This is a genomic window from Streptomyces sp. NPDC029044, from assembly GCF_040637495.1.
GTDB lineage: Bacteria > Actinomycetota > Actinomycetes > Streptomycetales > Streptomycetaceae > Streptomyces.
In genome coordinates this window covers 1-11293 of sequence record NZ_JBEZWN010000116.1, presented here as the reverse complement: position 1 = coordinate 11293, position 11293 = coordinate 1, and the positions used below count along the sequence as shown (strand labels likewise).

Annotated in this window: 11 protein-coding genes and 1 pseudogene; 11 read left to right on the top strand and 1 reads right to left on the bottom strand. The window is 73.2% G+C overall.

What is annotated here, in order from left to right; translation table 11 throughout:
• The 6 genes and pseudogenes from AB0E85_RS38945 to AB0E85_RS38920 all read left to right on the top strand — a co-directional run.
• Positions 1-314, top strand: a pseudogene (locus tag AB0E85_RS38945) (protein kinase); the annotation flags it as partial.
• A complete protein-coding gene (locus tag AB0E85_RS38940; RefSeq protein WP_062924866.1) occupies positions 311-733 on the top strand; it encodes a roadblock/LC7 domain-containing protein in 423 nt (140 codons plus the stop codon). The pseudogene AB0E85_RS38945 and the gene AB0E85_RS38940, both read left to right, overlap by 4 nt.
• Positions 730-1092, top strand: a complete 363-nt coding sequence (locus AB0E85_RS38935) for a DUF742 domain-containing protein (RefSeq protein ID WP_361937501.1) — start codon at positions 730-732, stop codon at positions 1090-1092. Before AB0E85_RS38940 ends, AB0E85_RS38935 begins: the two co-directional genes overlap by 4 nt.
• On the top strand, positions 1064-1693 hold the full coding sequence (locus AB0E85_RS38930) for an ATP/GTP-binding protein (protein ID WP_361937500.1): 630 nt from the start codon (positions 1064-1066) through the stop codon (positions 1691-1693). The genes AB0E85_RS38935 and AB0E85_RS38930 overlap by 29 nt, the downstream gene beginning before the upstream one ends.
• On the top strand, positions 1690-2931 hold the full coding sequence (locus AB0E85_RS38925) for a cytochrome P450 (protein WP_361937499.1): 1242 nt from the start codon (positions 1690-1692) through the stop codon (positions 2929-2931). Before AB0E85_RS38930 ends, AB0E85_RS38925 begins: the two co-directional genes overlap by 4 nt.
• Entirely contained in the window at positions 2928-4154 is a 1227-nt protein-coding gene (locus tag AB0E85_RS38920; protein ID WP_361937498.1) for a cytochrome P450, read from the top strand. Before AB0E85_RS38925 ends, AB0E85_RS38920 begins: the two co-directional genes overlap by 4 nt.
• Positions 4155-4382: 228 nt before the next feature.
• Here the strand turns inward: AB0E85_RS38920 and AB0E85_RS38915 are convergent, their stop codons facing one another.
• The gene (locus tag AB0E85_RS38915) at positions 4383-5876 is read right to left on the bottom strand and encodes a helix-turn-helix domain-containing protein (RefSeq protein WP_361937497.1); all 1494 of its coding nucleotides are present in this window, start codon (positions 5874-5876) and stop codon (positions 4383-4385) included.
• Positions 5877-6044: 168 nt separating this feature from the next.
• Here AB0E85_RS38915 and AB0E85_RS38910 point away from each other — a divergent pair, with 168 nt between their 5' ends.
• From AB0E85_RS38910 to AB0E85_RS38890, 5 genes are all read left to right on the top strand, one after another.
• The gene (locus tag AB0E85_RS38910) at positions 6045-6665 is read left to right on the top strand and encodes an L-threonylcarbamoyladenylate synthase (protein WP_053672481.1); all 621 of its coding nucleotides are present in this window, start codon (positions 6045-6047) and stop codon (positions 6663-6665) included.
• A 145-nt stretch (positions 6666-6810) separates the two neighbouring features.
• Positions 6811-7566, top strand: coding sequence for a dienelactone hydrolase family protein (locus tag AB0E85_RS38905; RefSeq protein ID WP_361937496.1), 756 nt, complete (start codon positions 6811-6813; stop codon positions 7564-7566).
• A 120-nt stretch (positions 7567-7686) separates the two neighbouring features.
• Positions 7687-8520 carry an MHYT domain-containing protein gene (locus AB0E85_RS38900; protein ID WP_361937495.1) on the top strand — a complete coding sequence of 278 codons (834 nt, stop codon included), beginning with the start codon at positions 7687-7689 and terminating at the stop codon, positions 8518-8520.
• 47 nt (positions 8521-8567) lie between these two features.
• Complete coding sequence (locus AB0E85_RS38895) at positions 8568-10073, top strand: metallophosphoesterase (protein WP_361937494.1); 1506 nt, start codon at positions 8568-8570, stop codon at positions 10071-10073.
• 79 nt (positions 10074-10152) lie between these two features.
• Entirely contained in the window at positions 10153-11181 is a 1029-nt protein-coding gene (locus AB0E85_RS38890) for an LLM class flavin-dependent oxidoreductase (protein ID WP_361937493.1), read from the top strand.
• Positions 11182-11293: the final 112 nt, after the last annotated feature.

The window sequence follows — 11293 nt, the reverse complement described above, 5'->3', positions numbered from 1 at the left end:
GCCACCGCGGCCCACGGGAGAGCGGCGGCCTCCCCCAGCGGCGCCGGCGCGGCCGCGCTACGGCCCCGGCCCGCCCCGCCCCGGCCGGCCCCACCCCGGCCGAAGACGCGCCACAGCGACGCCACCGCCGCCCCGAGGAGTCGGCCGCCGCCCTCGGTGCCCTCCAGTCGGGCACCGCGGCGGCGCGGTTCGCCGCCGGGTCGAACACCGGCGCCGTCCCAGCCGTACCTGAGGGTGCCCCGGCCGCGACCGCGGCCGACCCGGCGTCCGAGGACGCCCACAGCAACGACGACGAAGGGGGAACGGCTCGATGACCAGCCGCGCAGCGGGGGACACGGCATGGGTGCTCGAACCGGTCCTGGAGGTGCCGCACGTCGTGGCCGCCGCCCTGCTCACCCGGGACGGACTCGTCACCGGCTACACCGACGCGCTGTCGCGGCCGTCGGCCGAGCGGGTCGCGGCGATCACGAGCACCGTGCAGGGCGCCTGCCGTACCGCGGCGGCGGCGTTCGCCGACACCGACCGGGCCGAGATCCGGCAGGTCGTCATCGAGTCGGACCACGGCTATGTGCTCATCGTGCCGACGGACCACGGCACCTGCGTCGCCGCGTACGGCGATCCCGAGGTGCGACTGGACCTGCTCGCCCACCGGGTGCACTCGCAGGTGGCGCGGCTGGGCGAGAAGGCCATGGCCGCCGGGCCCCGGGGTGCCGACGGCGACACGCCGGCATGACGGGCCGCCGAGGCGGCCGTCCCCTGGTTCCCGCGTACCTGTCGACCGGCGGGGTGGCGCGGCCCAGCCGTGCCCATCTGGAGCGGCTGTCCGTCCTCACCGGCAGCGGTGAGCCGTCTCCCGCGGAACTCCCCGCCGCCCAGGCGGCGCTGCTGGAGGAGCTGGAGTACGGGTCGCTGACGGTGCTGGAGGCCGCCGCCCTGCTGCGGCTGCCCGTCTCCGCGGTGCTCGTGCTGGCCGCCGACCTCCTCGACCGCGGCCTGGTACTGGCCCGCGCACCGATCCCGCCCGCCCGGCGCTTCGACCCCGACCTGCTGAAGAGAGTGGCCGATGGCCTCCGCGACCTCAAGCACCGTTGACGACCGGCCCGGCGGCGCGGACGTCCATCTTCCCGACACCGCCCAGGACTTGGTGAAGATCCTGGTCACGGGGCCGTTCGGGGTGGGCAAGACCACCTTGATCCGCTCCGTCTCCGAGATCCGCCCGCTGCACACGGAGGAGCACCTCACCGAGGCGTCCGCGCAGGTCGACGATCTCTCCGGGGTGCGGGACAAGTCGACCACCACGGTCGCCATCGACTTCGGCCGGATCAGCCTGCCGGGCGGCGTCGTGCTGTACCTGTTCGGCACGCCCGGCCAGGAGCGGTTCCGGCCGCTGTGGGACGACATCGCCTACGGGGCGCTCGGTGCGCTCGTGCTGGTCGACGCCCGCCGGATCGACGCCTCGTTCGACGTGCTGGGGCTGGTGGAGGAGACCGGGCTGCCGTACGCGGTCGCCTTCAACACCTTCCCGGACGCCCCCCGCCACCACACGTCCGAGGAACTGCGCGCCGCCCTGGACCTGGAGCCCACGACCCCGATGGTGACCTGCGACGCGCGGGAGGCGGACTCCTCGGTCGACGCCCTGCTCGCGCTGGTGCAGCACCTGATCGACCACAACCCTCCCGCGGAGCCCCGGTGACCCACCCGTCCCCCGCCGAGCAGGCCTTCTCCCTCGCCACGCCCGTCCGCCTGTGGGAGGACGGCTTCGCCCGCGACCCCCGCCCCTACTACGCCGCCCTGCGCGCCCACGGCCCGGTCGGCTGGGCGGAACTGGCGCCCGGTGTCCCGGCGTACGTCGTCACCGACCGGCGGGCGGCGCTGGAGCTGCTGCACGACACGGAGACGTTCTCGCACGATCCCCGGCCGTGGGAGGCGACGGTCCCCGACGATTCGCCGGTGCTGGGCATGATGCGCTGGCGTCCCAACACCCTGTTCGCGGACGGCGGCGCCCACCTGCGCTACCGCACCTCGCTCATCGACGCCTTCGACCTGGTGGAGCCGCATGATCTGCGGGCCCGGGTGCACCGGGCGGTGCACCTGCTGGTGAGCCGGATCGGGCCGCGCGGCGAGGCAGATCTGGTGGGCGAGTTCACCCGGCCGCTGATGGCGCTGGTGTTCAACAGCCTGTTCGGGCTGCCGGACAGCGCGAGCGACCGGCTGAACGCCGCGCTGGGCAAGCTGATCGAGGGCGGCGCCCAGGCGGCGCAGGGCGAGGCCGAGTTCGGCGGGTACGTGCTGGAGCTGATCGCCGCCAAGACCGGGCGGCGCGGCGACGACCTGCCGAGCTGGCTGCTGGACCACCCGGCGGGGCTGACCCCCGAGGAGGTCACCTGGCAGGTGTTCCTCACCCTCGGCGCGGGGCACGAGCCGACGGCCAACCTGGTGTCCAACGCGCTGTCCCGGATCCTCGGCAACCCGGCCTACTACTCGACGCTGACCAGCGGCGCCCGCCCGGTGACGGACGCGGTGCTGGAGGTCCTGCACCATGAGACGCCGCTCGCCAACTACGGCATCCACTACGCCCGGACGCCCGTCACCTTCCACGGCGCCTGGATCAGGGCCGCGGTTCCGGTGGTGATCTCCTACGGGGCGCTCGCCGAGGCGGCCGAGCGGGAGCAGGGGACGACGGCCCGGCACCGGTCCGACGCCTCGCACCTGTCCTGGTCGGCGGGCCCGCACGCCTGCCCGGTCAAGCAGCACACCCTGCTCATCGCCACCGAGGCGATCGAACGGCTCACCCAGTGGCTGCCCGACCTCGAACCCGTGCTGCCGCGCGAGCGCCTGACGTGGCGGCCCGGTCCGTTCCACCGCTCGCTGACGGCGCTGCCCGTCCGTTTCAGCCCCCGCTTGCCCGACCAGCCTGGAGGACGACCGTGACCGTGACCGACCGCATCGCCCTGGACCCGTTAGGCGCCGACATCGCCGCCGAGAGCGCCCGGCTGCGCGCTCTCGGCCCCCTTGTGCCGGTGGAGCTGCCCGGCGGTATCCCCGCCTGGGCGCCGACGCGGTACGACACGCTGAAGGAGCTCATCCTCGACCCGCGAGTCAGCAAGGACCCGCGGCTGCACTGGCGGCTCTGGCCCGAGATCGGCGAACACCCCTCCTGGGGCTGGATCCTGGGCTGGGTCGGCGTGGTCAACATGCTCTCCGCCTACGGCCGGGACCACACCCGGCTGCGCAAGCTGGTCGCGCCCAGTTTCACACACCGGCGCACCGAGGCGATGCGGCCGCGGGTGGAGGCGATCACGGCGGAGCTGCTGGCCGCGCTGGAGGCGGCCGACGGTGAGGTCGTCGACGTCAAGGCGGGGCTCGCGCATCCGCTGCCGATGCGGATGATCTGCGAACTGATGGGCGTGCCGGAGGAGTTGAGGGAGGACACCGGCCGGCTCATCGCGGCCCTCATGGACACCTCCGACCCGAGCCCGGAGCGCGCGGCGGCCGTGCAGCGGCAGATCGGGACGGTGCTGCCCGCGCTGATCGCGCACCGGGCCGCGCACCCCGGGGACGACATGACGACGGAGCTGATCCGGGTCCGGGACGAGGACGGTGACCGGCTGAGCGAGGAGGAGCTGCTGTACACGCTCCTGCTGGTGATCGGCGCCGGTTTCGAGACCACGGTGAACCTGATAGGCAACGCGGTGGTCGCCCTGCTCCGCAGTCCGGAGCAGCTGGCGGCCGTGCGGTCCGGGAAGATCGGCTGGGACGCGGTCGTCGACGAGACGTTGCGCGCGCACCCGTCGATCGCGTCGCTGCCGCTGCGGTTCGCCGTCACCGACCTCGACGTCGGCGGGGTGACGATCCCGGCCGGCGACGCCATCATCACGACGTACGCCGCCGCGGGGCTCGATCCCGACCGTTACGGGCCGGATGCCGACCGTTTCGATGTCGCGCGCGGCGCCGACGACCACCTGGCGTTCGGGATCGGCGTGCACCGCTGCATCGGGGCGCCGCTGGCCCGGCTGGAGGCCCTGACCGCGCTGCCGGCGCTGTTCGAGCGGTTCCCCGGCCTGCGCCTGGACGAAGGCGACGAGGGTCTGCGGCAGGTGCCGTCGTTCATCGCGTTCGGCTGGCAGGAGATCCCGGTGCGGCTGCGGGGCTGACGCACCGGCGGGCGCCGCGTGTGAGGGCGGCGCGCGGGAGCGCGACCGGTCCCCCGTTCCGGTCGTGCCCCCGCTGTTGGTTGAACTTACGTCCACGGCCGTGGCCTTGTGAACCGTGTCGATGCCCACTGCACGCTCAACGGGGCTCACCCGTGCACAGCTGAGTCCGGATGGCCCGGTTTCGTCCCGTTCGGACCTGGCCAACCGGTTGTCCCCGCGGAGAACGGCTCACGCGCAACGCCGGAAATCCGGCAGATCGAGGTCACCCACGGCCAGGTGCGCCAGCACCACCTCGTACAGGTCGGTGCCCGCGGCGAGGAGCTGGCGTTCCAGGACGGGTTCGGCGCTGCGGACGTGTTCGCGCACGGTCTGGGCGTGCACCCCGAGGGCCTGCGCGGCCCGTTCGGCGTTGCCGCCGGCGGCGATCCAGGTGCGCAGCGTCCGGCGCGGGTTCCTGGCGTCGGCGTCCAGCCGGCCCAGCAGGTCCTGCGCCCAGGTGCGTACGGCGGGACCGGACAGCAGGTCGGCGAGCCGCAGCCCGGGGTCTTCGGTGCCGTCGGGGCGCGGGAGGTCGGGCAGGCCGATCTGGGTGTTGAGCGCCAGGTGGACGACGGCCCGGGCCGTGAGGTCGGTGAAGTCGGTGCCGAGCAGGGTCTCGACGCGTTCCATGCGGGCGCGGACGGTGTTGCGGCTGACGCCGAGGACCTTGGCGGCGTTGACGGCGGTGAACTCCAGGCCGAGCCGGCTGGTGGCGAGGAGTTCGGCGCGGGTGTGGTGCGGCAGGGTGTCCAGCGGGCGCAGCACCCGGGACGTCCAGCCGCGCAGCGCCACCGGGTCCATGAGACGTTCGGGGTGGGTGCGCTCGGCGTAGACGGCCGTCTTGTCGGGCCGGAAGTGGGCGACGGCGAGGGCGCTGACGGCCTGCCCGTAGGCGGTGGCGGTCCGGGCGAGGCTCTGCCGGACGCTGCCGCCGAGGAAGAGGTCGGGGTGCCGCCGGACCAGGGACCGCAGGGCGTCGCCCGTGGCCTCCCGGGGGCCGACGACGATCACGTGCCCGTCCATGGCCGGGCAGCGGACGACCAGGGCGTCCTCCCGGGTGCTGACCAGGCACTCCTCGGCGATGCGGTCGCGTGCGCCGGGGTCGGCCTCGACGACGTACACGCTCGCCGTCTCGGCGTCGAGCAGGCCGGGCCAGAGTCCCGCGGCGACGCGGCGGGCGGCGATGGTGTCCTCGACCATGAGCAGTTGCAGGATCGCCAGGCGCAGGTCGGCGGTGGCCCGGCGCAGCCGGTGTCCGGCGGCGTTCGACTCGCTCACCGTCAGCAGCAGTTCGATCACCTGGGCGGTGTGGGTGACGATGTCGGAAGCCCGCCGGTCGAAGGGGCTCTGCCGGGAGACGGCGAGCACGTACGCGTGGGACGGGTGCTCCACCCTGACCAGTCGCAGGTGGCGTTCCCGGCTCTGCCAGGCCGCGGAGGCGATCCGGCCGGCGGCGATGTCCGCGACCAGGCCGTCGTCCAGGGGGAGCCGGTTTCCGGCGACGAGGTTCCCGGCGGCGTCCTGAAGGGCGACGGTCGCGCCCAGGGTGCCGGAGAGCCAGGCGACGACTCTGCGGACGTCGCGCCCGGCCGGGCGCAGATGCTCCAGCAGTTCCGCCGCCCACGCCGGGCCCGTGCCGGCTTGCGTCTCCTGCTGCCGGTTCCCGTCCTCTCGGCCAGCCACCTGGGCCTTCCCCTCGCTCCTCGCGCCGCTTCGCACACCGGTCGGGGACGTTACCTCACGTCCGCAGGGCCCTCCTCGCGCCCCGGACGCCGGACAGCGAGGGCCCGAGTCCCCGGGCCCGGCCCCCTCCTGCGCCGCCGACCCGTACCGGCGGCATAAGCTCGGCGGATGGCGAAGTACTACGACGTGCACCCCGACAACCCCCAGGCCCGCACCATCGGCCAGATCGCCGACAGCATCCGTGCCGACGCTCTTGTCGCCTACCCAACGGACTCCTGTTACGCACTGGGCTGCCGCATCGGCAGCCGTGACGGCATCGACCGGATCCGTACGATCCGCAAGCTGGACGACCGGCACCACTTCACTCTCGTGTGCCAGGACTTCGCCCAGCTCGGCCAGTTCGTGCGGATCGACAACGACGTGTTCCGTGCGATCAAGGCGTCGACGCCCGGCAGCTACACGTTCATCCTGCCCGCGACGAAGGAGGTGCCGCGTGTGCTTCAGCACCCCAAGAAGAAGACGGTCGGTGTGCGCATCCCCGACCACGTCGTCACGCAGGCCCTGCTCGCCGAGCTCGGGGAGCCGCTGCTGTCCAGCACGCTGCTGCTGCCCGGCGAGGAGGAGCCGATGACGCAGGGCTGGGAGATCAAGGACCTGCTCGACCACGTGCTGGACGGGGTGGTCGACTCCGGTGACTGCGGGACGGAGCCGACGACGGTCGTCGACTTCTCCGGCGGCGAGGCAGAGATCGTGCGGCACGGCGCGGGCGACCCCTCGCGGTTCGAGTAAAACGCGACCCAAGGGCCGTTCACGGTTCAACCACGCGTCGGGGGCGGGCGAGTTGCTCCGTGACCGGGCGTGTCACGATGCCCGTGATCCGCCCGGTCACGCGGACGGGTTCCTGGTCCCCACCCCGCAGAGAGGCAGCCCAGCCATGACCGCCGTACAGGGAACCGCTGTCGACATCCCCACCGAGGACGGCACCGCCGACGCGTATCTGGCCCACCCCGCCGACGGGGCCGCCCACCCGGCGGTCCTGGTCTTCATGGACGCCTTCGGTCTGCGTCCGCAGCTGCGGTCCATGGCGGACCGGCTGGCCGCCGAGGGCTACGCGGTGCTGGTGCCCAACGTGTTCTACCGGCACGGTCGCGCCCCGCTGTTCGACCTGCCCGAGTTCATCGACCCGGGGGCGCGGCCGGAGATCTTCGAGCGCATCGTGCCGGTCATGCAGACCCTGACGCCCGACCTGGCGATGCGGGACGCCGGTGCGTATCTGAGCTGGCTGGCCGCTTCCCCGGCCGTCGCCGACGGACCGATCGCGCTGACCGGCTACTGCATGGGCGCCCGGCTCTCACTGCTCACCGCGGGCGCCTATCCGGAGCGGGTCGCCGCCGCGGCCGGCTTCCACGGCGGACGGCTGGCCACGGACACCCCGGACAGCCCCCACCTGGTGGCCGGAAAGGTCACCGCCGAGCTGTACTTCGGCCACGCCGACCAGGACCCCTCGCTGCCCGAGGAGCAGATCGAGCGCCTGGAGGAGGCTCTGACGGCGGCGGGCGTGCGCCACCGGTGCGAGGTGTACACGGGAGCGTCCCACGGTTTCACCCAGGCCGACACCGCCTCGTACCACCGGGAGGGCGACGAGCGGCACTGGTCGGCGCTGCTCGACCTGCTGAAGCGCACATTCTGACCCCAATCGGGATCTGCTGAGAAGGAGTTGCCGGACTACCGACGGTAAGGGCTTGCTATCCCCCGATCCCTGCGCGTAGACCTTGCTGGAAACCAGCCATGACTCGGGGGGAGTTGGCTTATGGACGGCACGGTCGACGGGTTCCGCTACGGTGCGGTGACTCCGGTGGCGGCCTATCTGATGGCCTGTCTGGGAGGGGCGCTGGGGCTGCGGTGCATCGTGCGCTCGCTGCTCGACGCGCGTTCTTTCAGGGCGGGCTGGCTGGCGTTAGGCGCCGCCTCCATCGGGTGCGGCATCTGGACGATGCACTTCATCGCCATGATCGGCTTCCACGTGGAGGAGACCCGGGTCCGGTACGACGCGGCCACGACGGTGCTCAGTCTCGTCGTGGCCGTCGCCGTGGTGGGCGTCGGTGTGTTCATCGTCGGCTTACGCGGCACGAGCGGCGGCACGCTGGCGGTGGCGGGCGCGATCACCGGCCTGGGCGTGGCGGGCATGCACTACCTCGGCATGGCGGCGATGCGGCTGAACGGCGAGGTCGGGTACGACCCGGCCGGTGTCGCGCTGTCGGTGCTGATCGCCGTCGGTGCCGCGACAGCGGCGCTGTGGTCGGCCGTCACCATCCGCGGCTTCCTGACGAGCCTCGGGGCGAGCCTGGTGATGGGCGTGGCGGTGTCCGGGATGCACTACACGGGCATGGCCGCCGTCAGCGTCCATGTGCACGACATGACCGGCGGGACCTGGGAGGGCGACTCGCCCATGTCGCTGCTGCTGCCGATGCTGCTGGGGCCGGTCGTCTTCCTGCTGCTGGCCGGTGTCGTGGTGATGTTCGATCCGCTGCTGGTGCTGGGCGAGCGGTCCTCCGCACCCCCGACGGACTCCCCGGCCCCCAACTCCCCGGCGGGGAAGCGCCCTTCATGGCGCACGGCGGCCTCGTCCGCGCGTGAACGGTGAACGGGCCGCCTGCGGGCGGGCCCTGAGCCGGTTGTTACGGTGCACCGGTGTCTGACTCCTCACGCGATACCGCCGAAGGCGCCGGCTGGGGCACCACCGAACGAGGCGCGTACCAGCGGTTGATGCCCCCGAAGACCGAGAAGATCTCCTGGCTGAACCCCCGGATGCTGTGGATCGCCCGCAACGGTGTGCTCGCCTCCTGGTTCGGGGACCCGACCGGCGGGACGCGCAGCCGGTGGGTGGCACAGCGGGCGGCCTCCGGCGCACCGGCCGACAAGGTGATCCGGCGCGACGACCCCGACCGGTTCTCGTTCCTGGTCATCGGCGACACCGGCGAGGGTGACGACCCCCAGTACGCCGTCGTGCCGGGCCTGCTGAACACCGGTCAGGACACCCGCTTCGCCGTGCTGGCCAGTGACGTGATCTATCCGGTGGGCAGCGCGGACGACTACGACACCAAGTTCTTCCGCCCTTACCGGGACTACCGGGCGCCGATCTACGCGATACCCGGCAACCATGACTGGTACGAGGGCCTCGGCGGCTTCATGCGCGTCTTCTGCGACGACGCCCCGCCCCTGCCGCCCGAGCCCCGGCCGCGCCCGCTCACCCGGGCCTGGCTGCGGTCGCTGCTGTGGCACCGGCCGGGCCCGGACGACGGCCGGCGCCTCACCGAGGCACGCGGGCTGCGCTCCGCCCCCGCCCAACAGGCCGTCCAGCCGGGCCCGTACTGGGCGATCGACGCCGGGCCGGTGCGGATCATCGGCATCGACACGGGTCTGCTCGGCACCCTCGACGCCGAGCAGGGCGCCTGGCTGCGCGAGGTGTCCCGAGGGCCCCGCCCGAAGATCCTCGTCACCGGCTCGCCGCTGTACGTGGACGGCCGGTCCGAGCCGTGCGCCATCGAGGGGGGCGGGACCGTCGACGCCGTCGTCCGCGACCCGGACCACCACTACGTGGCGGCGATCGGCGGCGACATCCACAACTACCAGCGCTACCCGGTCCGACTGGACGACGGCCGCACGCTCCAGTATGTCGTCGCGGGCGGGGGCGGCGCGTTCATGCACGCCACCCACACGATCCCCCGCGTCGACGTCGCCGGCGTCACCGAGCAGGACTTCCGCTGTTACCCGCTGCGCGGCGACTCCCTGGCCTTCTACAGCCGGCTCTACGGCCGCCGGCTGCGGATGCGCCGCTTCTTCACGCTCACCGAGGCCGAGGCGACGGCCGTGATCGCCGAGCGTCTCGGCATCAAGCCCACTCGGACCCCGGGCGCCTCGACCCGCGTCACCCGGCGCGTCCGGCTGGTCGCGGGGCTGCTCGGCACCGGCCGCCGTCCCGACAAGGCGAAGCGGTTCCGGCTGCCCGTGCGGAAGATCTACACGTCGCTGTTCTCCCCGGGCTCGGCGACGTACAGCCCGCCGTTCTTCAAGTGCTTCCTGCACCTGGACGTCTCGCCGGAGTCGGTCAGGCTGCGCTGCTACGCGGCCACCGGCAACCGCGCCCAGGAGGTCGACCCGCCGGTCGAGGACGAGGTGACGATCCCGCTGCGCTGACCGGGCGGTACGGGAACAGGACGGGCCGCCGCCGGGTTGACACCACCGTACCCATTGAAAGCTCAACGATGGAGGGCTCGTGCCGCCGACCCCACGACCGCTGCGCAAGCTGGGCTTCCTGACCATCGGACTGTTCGACGCGGCGGACCCGCGCCGAGGTCACGAGTCGACCCTGGAGATCATCGAGCTGGGCGAGCGGCTCGGTTTCGACAGCGCGTGGGTACGGCACCGGCACCTTCAGTACGGCATCTCCTCCCCGGTCGCCGTCCTGTCGGCGGCCTCCCAGCGCACCCGCCGCATCGAGCTGGGCACGGCGGTCACCCCGCTCGGCTGGGAGAACCCGCTGCGGCTGGCCGAGGACCTGGCCACCGTCGACCTGCTGTCGGGCGGCCGGCTCAACCCGGGCGTGAGCGTGGGCCCGCCCCTGCACTTCGACCAGGTCAAGGGCGCGCTCTACCCGGACACGGCCGACGCCGAGGACTTCGGCTACGGGCGGGTGGAGCGGCTGCTCGCGGCCGTGCGGGGCGAGCCGGTGACGGACTTCAGCGGGGTCGAGGGTTTCGAGGTCTTCTCGGACCGGGCGCAGCCCCAGTCCCCCGGCCTGGGGAGCCGCCTGTGGTACGGCGGCGGCAGCCTGCGGTCGGCCCGGTGGGCGGGCGAGCACGGCATGAACCTCCTCACCAGCAGTGTCGTCAAGGCCGAAGAACCCGAGGGCGCCTACGACTTCGCGGAGATCCAGCTCGCCCAGATCCGCGCCTTCCGCGCCGCCCACCCCGACGGCGAGGCGGCCCGGGTCTCGCAGGGCCTGGTCGTCATCCCCACGGACTCGGCCTCGCCCGGGCAGCGCGCCCGGTACGAGGAGTACGCGGCGCAGCGCGCTCCCCGCACGGCCACGCCGCAGGGCCCGGCGCGGCTGCTGTTCGCACCGGACCTGGTGGGCACCTCGGCGGAGATCGCCGAACGGCTGCACGCGCACGCCGCGTTCCGGGAGGTGGAGGAGGTGGCGTTCGCGCTGCCCTTCACCTTCGAGCACGAGGACTACGTACAGATCCTCACCGACATGGCGACGAAGCTGGGCCCGGCGCTGGGGTGGCGACCGGGCTTCTGAGGCCGGGGGGCACCAACGCCTCCCCAGGGGCGCGCCCCCAGCGGCCCCGCGCGGGCCCCCGGACCGGCGCCGCTGGCCGGGCGTCCAACCCCCCCGGCCCCTCACCGGCGTG

Coding starts and splice junctions, on each gene's coding strand:
- AB0E85_RS38910 (WP_053672481.1), top strand. CDS start 6,045: ATGGCGAAGTACTACGACGTGCACCCCGACAACCCCCAGGCCCGCACC.
- AB0E85_RS38940 (WP_062924866.1), top strand. CDS start 311: ATGACCAGCCGCGCAGCGGGGGACACGGCATGGGTGCTCGAACCGGTC.
- AB0E85_RS38900 (WP_361937495.1), top strand. CDS start 7,687: ATGGACGGCACGGTCGACGGGTTCCGCTACGGTGCGGTGACTCCGGTG.
- AB0E85_RS38935 (WP_361937501.1), top strand. CDS start 730: ATGACGGGCCGCCGAGGCGGCCGTCCCCTGGTTCCCGCGTACCTGTCG.
- AB0E85_RS38930 (WP_361937500.1), top strand. CDS start 1,064: ATGGCCTCCGCGACCTCAAGCACCGTTGACGACCGGCCCGGCGGCGCG.
- AB0E85_RS38905 (WP_361937496.1), top strand. CDS start 6,811: ATGACCGCCGTACAGGGAACCGCTGTCGACATCCCCACCGAGGACGGC.